Origin of the sequence: Asticcacaulis excentricus CB 48 (genome assembly GCF_000175215.2) — a bacterium.
Lineage (GTDB): Bacteria > Pseudomonadota > Alphaproteobacteria > Caulobacterales > Caulobacteraceae > Asticcacaulis > Asticcacaulis excentricus.
Genome location: NC_014816.1, coordinates 112,342 through 125,745, shown reverse-complemented (window position 1 = coordinate 125,745; position 13,404 = coordinate 112,342). Strand labels below are relative to the sequence as shown.

The following is a 13,404-nucleotide window of genomic DNA, read 5'->3' as shown; positions in this document are numbered from 1 at the left end:
CGGGCATAGCTCTCAAAGAGGTGTTCCATGGCTCGTTTCATCGGTTTGGACGCGACGAAGCGCAACCCCATCACCTTGCCCGATGGTCAGTCGGTAACCAACACCGTACATCTCAACGTGGCTGTGTCTCACCCGCAATTCAGCGCCGGGGATTACAGCTATTTCAGCCATTTTCAGATGCCTGACGATCCGCTGAGCGTGCTGGCGCCCTATCTGTTTCCATTTTCCAAAGAACGACTGACCATCGGGAAATTCTGTCAGTTCGCCCACGGCACCACCTTCATTACTTCGTCAGCCAATCATCCGATGAGCGGCTTTTCGACCTATCCCTTCCGCGTCTTCAATCCTGAACGCATGGCTGACTATGGTGAGCTGCCGGCAAGAGACACCACTGTCGGTAACGACGTCTGGATAGGTTATGGGGCGATCATTATGCCTGGCGTGACCATCGGCGACGGTGCCATCATCGCCACGGGTGCTGTGGTGAGCTCAGACGTACCGCCCTACACGATCGCCGCTGGGAATCCAGCAAAAACAGTGCGCAAGCGTTTCAGCGAAGAGGTGATCGGCGACCTTCTGGCCATCCGGTGGTGGGACTGGCCTGTCGAGGTAATCGAAGCACATCTGCCAGCAATTGAGGGTGCAGACATAGATGCGCTTAGGGCCGTTCGGGTTTAAATTCGCGAAATCAGGCGGTGCGTGCGGCCTGCTGGACGCGCGGTCGGCACGCGGTTGAGCTTGATCAGCCCCTCCGGCTCACCCCACAGGTCGTAGGCATCGGCGCGCGTCACCTTAGCTTTCGCATAGTCCCCGGCGCTCAAGCCGGTAAAGCCTTTCAGGTAAATATGGCCGTCGATTTCCGGGGCGTCGCCCTTTGTGCGGGCCACAGCGACGCCGTCTGAGCGGATTTCGTCCACCAGAACATCGACCACCTGACCGACCTTATTTTGGAGCTTTTGCGCCGAGATGCGCGAGGCAACCGCCATGAAACGCGCCAGACGGTCCTGCTTGACCTCTTCCGGCACGTGGTCGGGCAAGTCGCGCGCGGCGGCCCCCTCGACGTTTTCGTAGGCAAAGGCCCCGACGCGGTCAATCTGCGCCGCTTCCAGCCAGTCGAGCAACAGATTGAAATCGGCTTCGGTCTCACCGGGGAAGCCGACCACGAAGGTCGAACGCAGGGTCAGGTCGGGGCAGATTTCGCGCCAGCTCAGGATGCGGTCCAGCGTCTTATCCTGATTACCTGGGCGGCGCATGGCCTTCAGCACTTTTGGGCTGGCGTGCTGGAAGGGAATGTCCAGATAGGGCAGGATCTTGCCTTCGGCCATCAGCGGGATGACGCTGTTCACGTGCGGGTAGGGATAGACATAGTGCATCCGCACCCAAATGCCCAGCTCACCCAGACCCCGCGACAGGTCTTCAAACGAAGCCTTGTAATAGTCGTTGCGCCAGCGGCCCTCGGCATAGCGGATATCGAGCCCATAGGCGGAGGTGTCCTGCGACACGACCAACAGTTCCTTAACGCCGTTGGCCGCCAGAACCTCCGCTTCGCGTAAGACCTCGTCGACCGGGCGCGAAGCCAGATCACCACGCAGAGACGGAATGATACAGAAAGAACAGCGGTGGTCGCAGCCCTCGGAAATCTTCAGATAGGCATAATGTTTTGGTGTCAGTCGCACGCCCGGATCATTCTCCGGCACCAGCGGGCGGAAGGGGTCGGGTTTGGCCGGGACGATGCGGCGCACCGCCTCCATCACCTCTTCGTACTGATGCGCCCCGGTGACGGCGGCGACATTGGGAAAGCGTTCGCGGATCAGGTCAGCCTCGGCCCCCAGACAGCCGGTCACCACGACCTTGCCGTTTTCGGCCAGAGCTTCACCGATGGCGTTCAGACTTTCGTCGCGTGCCGAATCCAGAAAGCCGCAGGTATTCACCACCACCACATCGGCTCCGGCATATTCGGCGGCCGTGGCATAGCCTTCGCCTTTTAGGCGCGTCAGTATGCGTTCGGAATCGACCAGCGCCTTGGGGCAGCCAAGCGAGACAAAACCAACCTTGGGGGCGTCAGAAGCGGCGGGGGCGTTACTCATGCAAAAAAACTTGAACTTGCTCTGTTATACGGATTAATGCGGCCTCATACACGCAAATGCCTCCAAACACAAAGACGCCCAAGGAAAAACCATGCTGATCTTTGCCGACACCGCCGACACCGCGCTTCTGGCCGAACTCAATGATACGGGCCTGATCGACGGCGTGACCACCAATCCGACCCTCATCGCCAAATCGGGCCGCAATATCCTTGAGGTCACCAAGGAAATCTGCGCCATGATCGATGGCCCGGTCTCGGCCGAGGTCGCGGCCACAGAATTCGATCAGATGGTCGCTGAAGGCGAAAAGCTCGCCAAGATCGCCGACAATGTGGTGATCAAGGTGCCGCTGACCGTCGATGGCCTGAAAGCCACGCGCGTCTTTTCTGATCAGGGTCTCATGACCAATGTCACCTTGTGTTTCTCGGTGACGCAGGCGCTTTTGGCGGCAAAAGCCGGGGCCACCTTCGTGTCGCCCTTCGTCGGACGCCTCGATGATCGTGGCGAAGACGGCATGCAGCTCATCCGCGACATTCGCACCGTGTTCGACAATTATGAGTTCGAAACGGCCATTTTGGCAGCGTCTTTGCGCAACACCACTCACGTCGCTCAGGCCGCCATTGCCGGAGCCGATTGCGCCACCCTGCCGCCGGCGGTCATCAAGGCCATGTTCCAGCATGACCTGACCGATAAGGGTCTGGAAACCTTCCTCGCCGACTGGGCCAGCACGGGTCAAAGCATTCTCTGATGACGGAACTGGTGTTCGTGGCCCAGGTCGCCGCCAGCTTTGGCGTGCGTGGCGAATTCAAGCTGATCAGTCATATGGATGATCCGCTAAGCGTTCTGGAGTATAATCCCCTGTATAACCCGCGCGGCGAACCCGCGCTGGTTATTACGGCGGCGCGTGTCCATAAGGGCGCTCTGGTCGTTAAAGCCGAAGGCATCAGCGATAAGGATAAGGCCGACGCGCTCAAGGGGCTGAAACTCTATGTGCGCCGTGAAGACCTGCCCGAAGTCGAGGACGAAGACGATTTCTATATCACCGACCTGATCGGCCTTGAGGTGCGTAGCACTGACGGGTCGGTGATCGGACGGCTTAAAGGCGTTGAGGATTTCGGCGCCGGCGATCTGCTCGACATCCAGCCCAAAGGCGGCGCCAGCTACTACCTGATGTTCACCCGCGAAAACGTGCCGGAGGTGAATATCGGCGCGGGCTATGTGGTGATTTCCCCGCCGCAAGAGGTGGTGGTAAATGAGCCGCTGGAGACAGATCAAGACGCATTGGATTAAGCCAAGCGCGCGCGAAACCGCTTCGCCGGTTCGGTTTCCGAAACTTTGCCGCCGGCTACATCTTTGACGGTGCGGATAGCGTCCCTTTTATCGAAGCTCAGCCGATAGCCATTGTCGGCCAGAATAGACGTGCCACCATCCATGCTGTGCGCCGGTTGCCATCGCTAAAGCCGCGATTTTTGGCGATGCCCAATTCATAGGCGGCAGCTAAGTCAGCGGCATCTGGCGCTCAAAATCCGGATCATAGGGCGTCAGTCTCAAGCCGCCATTTGGTGTTTGCGTCAGAGAGATGATGTCGCCGTTTTTGCCCCTCATGTGGGCCATGGTTTCCTTGGTCAGAATAAATACCGCGAAAGCCCCTTGCGGCGTGACCTTGAAACTCATCATCCAGAACGCTCTTCTATAACGAACAGCCTAAAGCCGCAGGCGGTGTAGGGAGGAAGAATATCAGCCTTATTTCAAACATAATTCAGATATATCTAAATTGTATCAGAGACACCCGAACTTCATCGTGATCCTGATAGGTATGCAAACTCAGAAAGGTATCTGAATCATGAGGGACTTTCCCTTTGGACGCGGGCGAGGCGGTGGTCATCATCGCGGCTGGCCCGAAGAGGGCCGCGGCGGCCCGTTTGGTGAGCGCGGACCCGGTCGGCATGGCCGGGGCGGGCGTGGTGGTCGCGGTTTCGGGCATGGCGGCTTGCGGCTGGTGTTGCTCAGCCTGATCAGCGAGAAGCCCAGTCACGGCTATGAATTGATCCGTGCCATCGACGACCGGTTCAACGGTCAGTATGCGCCGTCGCCAGGCATTGTCTATCCGGCTCTGAGCTGGCTGGAAGACGGCGGCTTTATCACCATCACCCCCGACACCGAAGGCCGCAAGGTCGCAACCATTACCGAAGCGGGTACGGCCTTTTTGGCTGAACGCGCCGAAGAGGTAGAGCGTCTGTTTACCGAGGCCCCGCAAAGCGCCCCGGAGGGTCCGGACTTCGCGCCCATCTTTCGCGCGATGGACAATCTCAAGGCGGCTCTGCGCAATCGAGCGGCCCGCCCGCTAACGCAGGATGAACTGCACGCTATTGTCGATGGTATCGACGATCTGGCCCGCCGTATCGAGAGGTCGTGAGATGGCCGAAGACAACCGCACACCTTTGCGCGTTCGCTTCGACCTGCGCCGCCGCGAACTGCGCGTGGCTGAGCGCATCCGGCTGACGCCGCATATGCTGCGTCTGGTTCTGAGTGGCGATCTGGAGGGGTTTCAGTCGCTAGGTTTTGATGACCATGTGAAGCTTTTGTTCCCTGACCCGCAAGGCGGGGACACGCCGGTTATGCGCGACTATACGCCGCGCGCCTTTGATGTGAGCAAGGGCCTTCTGACCCTCGATTTTGCTCTGCATGAACCGGCGGGTCCGGCCACCCAATGGGCGTTACAAGCGCAGATCGGCGAAATCCTCCACATTGGCGGCCCGCGCGGCTCGCAGGTGTGGCCGGATGCGTTCGCTCACTATCTCCTGATCGGCGATGAAACGGCCCTGCCCGCTATTGGGCGACGCCTGGAAACCGCCCCGGCGGGTCAGCCTATAACCGTTCTGGCCGTGGTCGAAAATGCGGCTGAGCGTCAGACCTGGATCACCCAGGCCAAGGCGGACATTCGCTGGCTTTATCGCGCGCAAGCCGATGATGTACTCATTGCAATTAACGCCCTGACCCTGCCCGAAGACGCTCTGGTTTGGGTCGCCGGAGAGGCGCATTGGGCCAAAATGGTGCGGTCCCATCTGCATGACAAAGGCCTCAATCCGAAGGGGATCAAGGCCTCTGGTTACTGGCTTAAGGGCGAACCGGGTGCGCATCAGGCTCTTGATTAAAGGAACATGCCGCCCGATGCCTCGATCCGCTGCGCATTGATCCAACGGCTGCCGGGCGACAGAATGGCCGCGACGACACCTCCAATATCGTCGGGCAGACCCACACGACCCAATGCCGTATTTGCCGCCACAAAGGCATTCAGTCCCGCATTGTCACGCACAGCCCCGCCGCCGAAATCCGTTTCTATCGCCCCCGGAGCGAGGATATTGACGGCAATGCCGCGGGCGCCCAATTCCTTAGCCTGGTAACGCGTCAGCACCTCCATCGCTCCCTTCATCGACGCGTAGGCGGCGTAACCCGGCAGGGCGAAGCGCGCCAGACCGGAAGAGACATTGAGGATGCGCCCACCGTCGCGTATCAGGGGCAGCAGAGCCTGCGTAAGGAAGAACGGGCCCTTGAAGTGCACATTCACCAATTCGTCGAATTGCGCTTCGGTGGTATCGGCAAAGCTGGCATGAACGCCAGTGCCGGCATTGTTGACCAGATAATCGAAACGGTCTTCGCCCCAGGCGGTCAGGGTTTCCTGAACCCGTGTCATGAAGGGGGCGAATCCTAACGTATCTCCGACATCCAGAGGCAAGCCCACGGCACGGCGGCCCAAGGCTTCGACTTCGGCCACGAGGCTCTGAGCCTCTGTGAGGTTCGAGCGAAAGGTGAAGATGACGTCCACCCCGTCGCGGGCCAGATGCAGGGCGGCGTTGCGGCCGAGGCCCCGGCTGCCGCCGGTGATGAGTGCGATGGTCATGACAATCTCTCCTATGTGAAAGCGAATGACTGACACTTAGGTGAACGTTGATGTTGAATAAATCAGAGAAATCTGACCACGCTGTTCAATTGAATGAACAATAGAGGGCTTATGCTGCGATTAGATGCCCTGCGGATCTTCACCCGCGTAGCGGAACTGTCGTCCTTCTCTCAGGCGTCGGAAACGCTTGGCTTGCCTAAGGCCACGGTATCAACCGCGGTGCAAACGTTAGAGGCGCATCTGGGGACACAGCTCCTCTATCGCACCACACGACGTGTGCAACTCACCCACGATGGTCAGCTTTTTTACGAACGGGCTAAAGACCTTCTGGCCGACGCAGATGACCTGTCCGGTCTCTTTCAGACGCGTAGCGTGAGCGGACGTATTCGGGTCGATATGCCGATACCGGTGGCGCAATCCCTAGTGATCCCCAATCTGCCGCTACTGCTTGAGCGTCATCCGGACCTGCGTGTTGAACTCTCTTCGACGGATCGCATCGTCGATATTGTGCGCGAAGGCTTTGACTGCGTGATAAGAGTGGGCACCCTCAGCGATACCGGCCTGACCGTCCGCGCTTTGGGCAAGCTGTCCATGGGCAACTTCGCCAGCCCGGAATATCTGGCGCGGTGGGGTACGCCGCGAACGCTTGAGGATCTGAAAGGTCACCGGCTGATCCATTATGTGACCCAGATGGGTGCGCGCCCTGACGGCTTTGATTATTCCGACGGCACCCAATGGCAAACCATGGCTATGGAGGGTGTGGTGACGGTCAACAATTCTGAGGCCTATCGTCACGCGGCACTGGCGGGTCTGGGTATCGTTCAGGCGCCACGTGTAGGCATGACCGAGCATGTGGCGCAGGGCCGACTGATCGAAATACTGCCCGCCTATGTGGCCGACGCCTTGCCTGTATCGCTGATCTACCCGCAGCGACGACACCTGGCACGACGCGTGCGGGTTTTTATCGACTGGGTCGCTACGCTGATGAAAACCTACACCAATTGAGTGTCATGCCGATCTGCAACGGTCTGTGTGGCGTATTAAAGCCACATTGACGTTTGATAGTGGAGGCTCAATACTCCCTTGCCAATCGGGGCTTTTTCACAGGGAGTTGAGTGTTAAGACCATGCGTAAGATGATGATTGGGGCCGCGCTTGGCGTCTCTCTGGTAACGCTGGCCGCGTGTGCGACCCCCACCCCTTATCAGCCCGTGACCGGTGACCCGTCTTCGTCTCTGGCGCGTGGCTATTCCGACCAGCGGATCGAAGCCAATCGCTACCGACTGAAATTTTCCGGCAATTCCTCGACCTCGCGTGAGACGGTCGAAGACTATATGCTCTATCGAGCGGCGGAGCTGGCGCTGGAGAACGGTTATGATTGGTTCAGCCTGGTCGGCCGCAACACCAAGGAAGATCGCACGACCAGCACCACCTATCGCGACCCGTTCCCGCGACTTTATGGTGGTTTCTACTACCGCTATTATCGCGGCGCGTGGGGCTCGTGGGGTGCCTGGGAAGAGGATCAGACGACCTTCTACCGCTATGAAACCTCGGCCGAGGTCATCTTCGGGAAGGGTGAAAAACCGAACGATCCCAATGCTTATGACGCGCGAGAGGTGAAACAGAATCTCGACCCGCGCATCGTTCGTCCGGGTACGGAACGTCGTTAAAAAAGGGAGCCGAAAGGCTCCCTTTTTCATTTCGGTTCTTCGATGCCCTCGTAGCGTACCGGGTTCACCCGGCGGCGGTTCATATGCTCCAGCGGGGCTTCGGACTGATCCGGCAACTCACCCTTGTGATAAAATTTCTGCCAGGCCTGTTTGATAGCCGCCGGGTCGCGGTTGACGAGGCTCTCATTAAACTTGGCGCGGCTTTCCGACCACGCCTTGAACTGTTCCAGGAGGTCCGGATCCGCCTCGATCGACTTGACCACCGGCTGGACCTCATCGGTCTTGCGATGCTCGATGACATTGATGAAGCAAAAAGGTTCGCCCTTCTGGAAATGCACGATGCCCGGCCGCGTAAATCGCCAGTTCATCGTGAATGGAAACGGCAGCCAGTCGGTTTCGATCAGGCCGGTAAGGGGCGCGATACCGTCCTTAACGTGGTTGGGTGCCCCTGTAGCCCACAGGGCAAAGCCCGGAGGCGTGCGGAAGAGATAACCCGTATGGAAGGTGACGATGCCCTGGCTGAAATGGCTCTGCACAAAGTGTTCGACGTGTACGCCGGGACGGTCGGCGGTGATGATAATGTCGCTGGCCAGCTTACCGCCGTTCCATTCGATGGTGATATCTTCGGGTACCAGCAGCTCCCACCCCGTCGAATTGGCCATGGTGAGCGGCAGGCAACGATAGGGGAAGCGGTTGGAAAACGCATCCATCCAGTCGCGGTCGGTGCGGCCGGGGATGATTTCACGCGGGCCGGCCTGAACGACAAAACATTCCAATTCCATTACGCTTCGGGCTCCTGTAAACGCGACGAATGACCGAAAACAGCTTTTATACGCAAAGCACCTTGCTTCAAGCCCTAAACGGCTGGGGCCTGTTGCCGCGGACCACTGAGCATGAGGCGGTGTTTCGCGTCGGTGAGGGCGAAGGGATTAAGGATAGTCTCCCTGGTGCCCACACCAAAAATCTGTTCCTGAAGGACGATAAGGGGCAATTGTGGCTCATCAGCGCCGAACAGCAGACACAGATCAATCTGAAAGCCCTGCCGAAAGTCATCGGCTCCGGGCGTCTGAGTTTTGGGTCTGAGGAGCGCTTGTATCAGGCGCTCGGCGTGCGACCGGGTTCGGTGACCGCGCTGGCCCTGATCAACGACCCTGAGCATAACGTCAAATTTATCCTTGATCAGCGGCTTTATGAAGCTGAGATTGTCAACTTCCACCCGCTGATCAATACGGCGACCACAGCGCTCGATCAGGGCGATTTCCGGCTCTTTCTGGACAAGCTGCGTCGCGACTACCGGGTTATAGACTTTTCGGACGTGTAGATGTTTCCCCACCTGACCCACGGCCATCGCAAGGTGCTTGAGGCGCTGGTCCGCCACGGGACGGCGGCGCGTGCCGAGCTGGCTGAGGCGTCGGGCTACACGCGCCCGGCGGTGACCAATCTGGTACGCGACCTGATGGACTGGGGGCTGGTCGAGGAAGATAACGGGGCCTATGTGCACACCGGGCGTCGAGGCCAGCCGCAAAAGCCGGTGTCGCTGCGTTCAGGGGCGGCCTATGCCTTTGGTATCGGCTTTACGGCGGGAGCACTCGATCTGGTGGCGATGGATTTAGGCGGCCGTGTGGCCGGCCGCACGCGCACGCCGCTGGTTGAACCGACGCCGAGCGCTGTGCTCAAGACCGTGCAGCAGCAACTGGAAAGCGCCTATGGCAAGAGCCATGTGGTGCGCTGGCGGCAACTGGGCTTCGGAATTGGGGTTCCTTCTGACCTGCCGCCCGAACAGGCTCAGGCATGGAATCTGGCCTATCGTCGTGAGGAACTGATCAGTTATTTCGCCAACAATCTGGAGGGCCCGGCCTTTATCGAAGCCGAACCTTTGGCCTGCGGCATTGGCGAGCGTGTCTTTGGCATTGGTGCACGCTATCAAACCTATCTGATCGTGCATATCGGACTTGAGATCGGAGGCGCGCTGTTTATCGAAGGGCGTCCGTTCCGGGGAGGGCAGGGTATCTCAGGGGCGGGTCAGATCGGGCAGTTCTTCAGCGATGCGCAGTCTCCGGATGGTTGTGACCTGATGAAAACTCTGACCACCGCGGGCTTCGGGGTAGGTGACCTTAGTGATCTCGATGTTCTGCCCGAAGCGGCGCAAAGTGTGATTGACGGTTGGACGGAAAGCGCGGCAGCGCGTCTGTCTGTGGGTTTGGCCAAACTCAGCCCCTTTCTCGGCCCCGACGCCATCATCCTGACTGGCCGTCTCAGTCCCTCAATCCTGAAAGCGCTGGCCGAGGCGATGCAACTGGGCGAGGGCGCGCCGGTGGTCGAAGCCTCGCGTCTGGGTGCGTTTCAAACCGCCATCGGGGCGGCGGCGTTGCCTGTGTTTTGCAATCTGCTTCCGCAGGGGTAAGTTCATAGACCCTATGGGGACTTTGGAACAGGATCGAGTCGTCCGCTCCAGAGTGAATGGACCTTGCCTGACGACAACAGAACCCAGTATTCAAACAAAAGAACATAGAAAAATAAAGGAAACGCGCCATGTTGACTCGGAGGGGGGCACTTTCAGGTGCCGTGAAGGGCGCGGGTCTGGCCACCGCTGCACTCGCTGTTCCGGCATCTGCGGCTGAAAAGCGAGATGGTTTACGCCTGAGGGGGTTGAAGGCCAATCTCTGTGACAACCCGTTGGGTGTGGAAAATCAGGATGTTCGCCTCTCGTGGCAGTGCGATTCTGCGCGGCGGGGAACGATGCAGACCGCTTGGCGGGTTGAGGTCGCGTCAAGTGACGCAAAACTGAGGGCCGGCCTTGCCGATCTCTGGGACAGCGGCCGTGTTGAAAGCGATCAGACCTTTGATGTCATCTATTCGGGAAAGCCACTCACCTCGCGCGAGAAGGCGGTCTGGCGGGTTACGGCGTGGGACTGTCACGGACGGGTCACAACAAGCAAACCCGCCTTCTGGGAGATGGCACTGCTTTCACCGGATGATTGGCAGGCAGAGTGGCTGGCCGCGGAAGATGCCGATATGCTGGGAGATCGCGAAGCCGGTCTGTTCTGGGTTACGGCTGATGCGCCTTCAAAAGACAAGTCCTGTCAGGTGAGGCTGGTCTTTGATCTTGAGGCGGATGCCGAAACCACCGTGTTGACGATATCCACTACCTCTTACGAGGTCAGAATTGACGGCAGCCTTATTGACCTACCGCCTCGGCCTGCCAATGCCTGGGGGCCGCGAGGTGTGGTCGAAACGGTATGCACGCTTAAAGCTGGAACTCATGCTTTGACCCTAAGTCTGAAAGGGGAAAAACCCCAGTGCGCCATGTTGGTGCGTGCCCGATTGCGCGACGGTCGGGTTGTCCGTTTTGACGATCTTAACGCCCGTGCATCCTCCGAAAAACCTGAAGGCTGGACCCGGCCGGATTTTGATGCGTCGGCATGGCCAATGGTGAAACGTTCGGAGCGAGAAGATCAACCCTTTCCCGGTAAAGGCGCTTTTTTGATGCGCCGCGATTTTACAGCCACGGAAACGGTAGCGAAGGCGCGTTTATATGTGACGGCCTTGGGCGCCTACGAGGCCTATATCAATGGCAAGCGGGTCGGCGATGCCCTGCTGGCCCCCGAATCCATGGATTTCTCCAAACGCATTCTTTACCGCGTATTTGACGTGACGAAGATGGTCGGACGCGGGGAAAATGTTATCGGGGCCATGGTCGCCGATGGCTGGTATGGCAGCTATACATCACCACAGGGTCGCTTTGCTTTTGGCAATCCGCCCCTGCGCTTTATGGCTCAGCTGGAACTAACCTACACAGGCGGTAGGGTTGAGCGCGTTGTCACAGATCAGAGCTGGATGATCAGCGCCTCTCCTGTCCTCAGTTCGGACATATATGACGGCGAAGACTATGACGCACGTCGTGAGCAGCCTGGCTGGGCCACGCCGCGGTTTCAGGCGGACGCGAGGTGGTCGCATGCGGCGATTGCCCCGCCGGTGACCGGAAAACTTCAGGCGACCTTAAGCCCGCCAATACGACGCTTGGGCCTATTGAAGGCTAAATCCCTTAAATTTATCAACGGGAGCTGGATTGTTGATTTTGGCCAAAACTTTGCGGGCTTCGCGAAAATCAGGGTCAAGGGCATCGCCGGGCAAAAGGTAACTTTGAAGTTTGCCGAAATACTGAAACCCGATGGGAGTATTGATCAGGCAAATCTGAGAGGCGCACTTGCCACAGATACCTATGTGCTGAAGGGCGATCCGGCGGGTGAAGTCTGGGAGCCGCGCTTCACTTATCATGGCTTTCGATATGTCGAAATCTCAGGCCTATCAAACGCGCCGGCACCTGATGACGTTATGGGCGTCGTCATCCACAGCGACACATCAAGAACCGGGCATTTGCGCATTGGCCATCCGATTATTCAGACCCTATGGCAAAATAGCCTTTGGAGTCAGAAATCTAATTTTATGGGCATTCCGACGGACTGTCCTCAACGCGACGAACGCTTGGGATGGATGGGGGATGCACACGTCTTTTGGGATGCGGCGGCTTTCAATATGGATGTCAGCGCCTTTACGCAGCGGTGGATGGCTGACGTACGTGATGCCCAGTGGCCGAACGGGGCTTTTGCATTTATCGCGCCTAACAGCATGCGCGATACGGCCCCTAACCAGGCCTCGCCTGGGTGGGCGGATGCCGGTGTCATCCTGCCTTGGACCACGTGGCAACGGTACGGGGACACAGACGTTATCAACCAGAACTGGGAGGCTATGTCCGCCTATATTGGCTATGTCGCTGCCCTTAGCGAGGATGGCATCTGGAGTAAGGGGCACGGCTGGGATTTCGGAGACTGGCTGGCGCTAGATTCTCGCTGGCCCGGCGATCATACGACGCCACCCGACTTGGTCGGGACGGCTATGTGGAAGCACTCGACACTTGCCATGTTGGATATGGCGAAGGCAACAAAACGTCAAAAGGCTGTCGAGGACTATACGCGTCTGGCGGAAAAGATCGACACTGCCTTCGCCAAAGCCTTTATTCATCCCGACGCGACCGTCGGCAATGGCTCTCAGACGGGTTACATCCTGGCGCTGCGCTACAATCTCGTGCCGCCTCAATTGCGTGCCGAGGTGGCCAGAAAACTGCATGATAGTATTGTAAACCGGGGCCGGTTACTCACTACAGGCTTCCTCGGCACACCCCATAGCCTCGATGTGCTGGCCGACAATGGCTATGCGGCACTGGTGTATGACCTCTTGCTACGCACAGAATATCCATCTTGGGGCTATATGGTTATGAAGGGGGCGACGACGACCTGGGAGCGCTGGAATGGAGACGCTGGCGACATCTCAATGAACTCTTTCAACCACTATGCACTTGGGGCCGTTATTGGCTTTGTGTATCGCCGCATAGCTGGAATTGATCCGATCGAACCGGGCTTTCGCCGGTTCCGGTTCAATCCGATCCTCGATCGCCGCATAGGTTCTGGTGGTGCGCAGTATGACGCCGTGTCCGGGCGTATTTCAACCGACTGGACCCTGAAGGCGGATGGTCAATTCAAACTTAAGCTCAGCGTCCCCTCAAACACTCGCGCCGAAGTTCATTTACCTGCGACGAACCGGACGGATATCCGCGAAAACGCAAAGCCTCTAACGTTACAGTCGTTGGGCATTGTTAACGGCCGAATGGTTATCGAGGCCGGACCGGGAGACTATGATTTCGCCGTTATGCCGTGACGCCTTCGGCCTTCAGATCCGCTAAACCTACGTTA

At 58.4% G+C, this 13,404-nt stretch carries 15 protein-coding genes; 10 read left to right on the top strand and 5 right to left on the bottom strand.

Annotated features, from left to right (window positions below; all coding sequences use genetic code 11):
* Window positions 1–27 precede the first annotated feature (27 nt).
* Window positions 28–678, top strand: coding sequence for a CatB-related O-acetyltransferase (locus ASTEX_RS00540; RefSeq protein WP_013477647.1), 651 nt, complete (start codon window positions 28–30; stop codon window positions 676–678).
* Here ASTEX_RS00540 and rimO read toward each other — a convergent pair.
* Window positions 675–2,087, bottom strand: coding sequence for a 30S ribosomal protein S12 methylthiotransferase RimO (rimO, locus tag ASTEX_RS00535; RefSeq protein ID WP_013477646.1), 1,413 nt, complete (start codon window positions 2,085–2,087; stop codon window positions 675–677). The two genes, ASTEX_RS00540 and rimO, sit on opposite strands and share 4 nt — an antisense overlap.
* Before the next feature lie 91 nt (window positions 2,088–2,178).
* Here rimO and fsa point away from each other — a divergent pair, with 91 nt between their 5' ends.
* Window positions 2,179–2,832 carry a fructose-6-phosphate aldolase gene (gene fsa, locus ASTEX_RS00530; protein ID WP_013477645.1) on the top strand — a complete coding sequence of 218 codons (654 nt, stop codon included), beginning with the start codon at window positions 2,179–2,181 and terminating at the stop codon, window positions 2,830–2,832.
* On the top strand, window positions 2,832–3,374 hold the full coding sequence (gene rimM / locus ASTEX_RS00525; protein WP_013477644.1) for a ribosome maturation factor RimM: 543 nt from the start codon (window positions 2,832–2,834) through the stop codon (window positions 3,372–3,374). The genes fsa and rimM overlap by 1 nt, the downstream gene beginning before the upstream one ends.
* Here the strand turns inward: rimM and ASTEX_RS20205 are convergent.
* Together ASTEX_RS20205 and ASTEX_RS00515 are read right to left on the bottom strand one after the other, a co-directional pair.
* The gene (locus tag ASTEX_RS20205; RefSeq protein WP_218918628.1) at window positions 3,371–3,517 is read right to left on the bottom strand and encodes a hypothetical protein; all 147 of its coding nucleotides are present in this window, start codon (window positions 3,515–3,517) and stop codon (window positions 3,371–3,373) included. The two genes, rimM and ASTEX_RS20205, sit on opposite strands and share 4 nt — an antisense overlap.
* Window positions 3,518–3,581: 64 nt before the next feature.
* A complete protein-coding gene (locus ASTEX_RS00515; RefSeq protein WP_013477643.1) occupies window positions 3,582–3,761 on the bottom strand; it encodes a VOC family protein in 180 nt (59 codons plus the stop codon).
* Between the two features lie 166 nt (window positions 3,762–3,927).
* On the opposite strand from ASTEX_RS00515, the gene ASTEX_RS00510 reads away from it, so the two are divergent.
* Together ASTEX_RS00510 and ASTEX_RS00505 are read left to right on the top strand one after the other, a co-directional pair.
* Window positions 3,928–4,500, top strand: a complete 573-nt coding sequence (locus ASTEX_RS00510) for a PadR family transcriptional regulator (RefSeq protein ID WP_013477642.1) — start codon at window positions 3,928–3,930, stop codon at window positions 4,498–4,500.
* A 1-nt stretch (window position 4,501) separates the two neighbouring features.
* Complete coding sequence (locus tag ASTEX_RS00505) at window positions 4,502–5,239, top strand: siderophore-interacting protein (protein WP_013477641.1); 738 nt, start codon at window positions 4,502–4,504, stop codon at window positions 5,237–5,239.
* Here ASTEX_RS00505 and ASTEX_RS00500 read toward each other — a convergent pair.
* The gene (locus ASTEX_RS00500; protein ID WP_013477640.1) at window positions 5,236–5,985 is read right to left on the bottom strand and encodes an SDR family NAD(P)-dependent oxidoreductase; all 750 of its coding nucleotides are present in this window, start codon (window positions 5,983–5,985) and stop codon (window positions 5,236–5,238) included. The two genes, ASTEX_RS00505 and ASTEX_RS00500, sit on opposite strands and share 4 nt — an antisense overlap.
* 111 nt (window positions 5,986–6,096) lie before the next feature.
* Between ASTEX_RS00500 and ASTEX_RS00495 the strand changes: the two genes are divergently transcribed.
* Entirely contained in the window at window positions 6,097–6,990 is an 894-nt protein-coding gene (locus ASTEX_RS00495; protein ID WP_013477639.1) for a LysR family transcriptional regulator, read from the top strand.
* Window positions 6,991–7,111: 121 nt separating this feature from the next.
* Window positions 7,112–7,654 (top strand): CC0125/CC1285 family lipoprotein, encoded by a 543-nt coding sequence (locus tag ASTEX_RS00490; RefSeq protein ID WP_013477638.1) that lies wholly within the window; start codon window positions 7,112–7,114, stop codon window positions 7,652–7,654.
* 26 nt (window positions 7,655–7,680) lie between these two features.
* On the opposite strand, the gene ASTEX_RS00485 is transcribed toward ASTEX_RS00490, so the two are convergent.
* The gene (locus ASTEX_RS00485) at window positions 7,681–8,436 is read right to left on the bottom strand and encodes a DUF6065 family protein (RefSeq protein ID WP_013477637.1); all 756 of its coding nucleotides are present in this window, start codon (window positions 8,434–8,436) and stop codon (window positions 7,681–7,683) included.
* A gap of 29 nt (window positions 8,437–8,465) precedes the next feature.
* On the opposite strand from ASTEX_RS00485, the gene ASTEX_RS00480 reads away from it, so the two are divergent.
* The 3 genes from ASTEX_RS00480 to ASTEX_RS00470 all read left to right on the top strand — a co-directional run bounded on the left by ASTEX_RS00480 (window position 8,466) and on the right by ASTEX_RS00470 (window position 13,369).
* On the top strand, window positions 8,466–8,975 hold the full coding sequence (locus ASTEX_RS00480; RefSeq protein ID WP_013477636.1) for a prolyl-tRNA synthetase associated domain-containing protein: 510 nt from the start codon (window positions 8,466–8,468) through the stop codon (window positions 8,973–8,975).
* Window positions 8,976–10,058 (top strand): ROK family transcriptional regulator, encoded by a 1,083-nt coding sequence (locus ASTEX_RS00475; protein ID WP_013477635.1) that lies wholly within the window; start codon window positions 8,976–8,978, stop codon window positions 10,056–10,058.
* 128 nt (window positions 10,059–10,186) lie between these two features.
* Window positions 10,187–13,369: an alpha-L-rhamnosidase gene (locus ASTEX_RS00470; protein WP_013477634.1), complete on the top strand. Its 3,183-nt coding sequence runs from the start codon at window positions 10,187–10,189 to the stop codon at window positions 13,367–13,369.
* Window positions 13,370–13,404 lie beyond the last annotated feature (35 nt).

Coding starts and splice junctions, on each gene's coding strand:
- ASTEX_RS00540 (WP_013477647.1), top strand. CDS start 28: ATGGCTCGTTTCATCGGTTTGGACGCGACGAAGCGCAACCCCATCACC.
- rimO (WP_013477646.1), bottom strand. CDS start 2,087: ATGAGTAACGCCCCCGCCGCTTCTGACGCCCCCAAGGTTGGTTTTGTC.
- fsa (WP_013477645.1), top strand. CDS start 2,179: ATGCTGATCTTTGCCGACACCGCCGACACCGCGCTTCTGGCCGAACTC.
- rimM (WP_013477644.1), top strand. CDS start 2,832: ATGACGGAACTGGTGTTCGTGGCCCAGGTCGCCGCCAGCTTTGGCGTG.
- ASTEX_RS20205 (WP_218918628.1), bottom strand. CDS start 3,517: ATGGATGGTGGCACGTCTATTCTGGCCGACAATGGCTATCGGCTGAGC.
- ASTEX_RS00515 (WP_013477643.1), bottom strand. CDS start 3,761: ATGATGAGTTTCAAGGTCACGCCGCAAGGGGCTTTCGCGGTATTTATT.
- ASTEX_RS00510 (WP_013477642.1), top strand. CDS start 3,928: ATGAGGGACTTTCCCTTTGGACGCGGGCGAGGCGGTGGTCATCATCGC.
- ASTEX_RS00505 (WP_013477641.1), top strand. CDS start 4,502: ATGGCCGAAGACAACCGCACACCTTTGCGCGTTCGCTTCGACCTGCGC.
- ASTEX_RS00500 (WP_013477640.1), bottom strand. CDS start 5,985: ATGACCATCGCACTCATCACCGGCGGCAGCCGGGGCCTCGGCCGCAAC.
- ASTEX_RS00495 (WP_013477639.1), top strand. CDS start 6,097: ATGCTGCGATTAGATGCCCTGCGGATCTTCACCCGCGTAGCGGAACTG.
- ASTEX_RS00490 (WP_013477638.1), top strand. CDS start 7,112: ATGCGTAAGATGATGATTGGGGCCGCGCTTGGCGTCTCTCTGGTAACG.
- ASTEX_RS00485 (WP_013477637.1), bottom strand. CDS start 8,436: ATGGAATTGGAATGTTTTGTCGTTCAGGCCGGCCCGCGTGAAATCATC.
- ASTEX_RS00480 (WP_013477636.1), top strand. CDS start 8,466: ATGACCGAAAACAGCTTTTATACGCAAAGCACCTTGCTTCAAGCCCTA.
- ASTEX_RS00475 (WP_013477635.1), top strand. CDS start 8,976: ATGTTTCCCCACCTGACCCACGGCCATCGCAAGGTGCTTGAGGCGCTG.
- ASTEX_RS00470 (WP_013477634.1), top strand. CDS start 10,187: ATGTTGACTCGGAGGGGGGCACTTTCAGGTGCCGTGAAGGGCGCGGGT.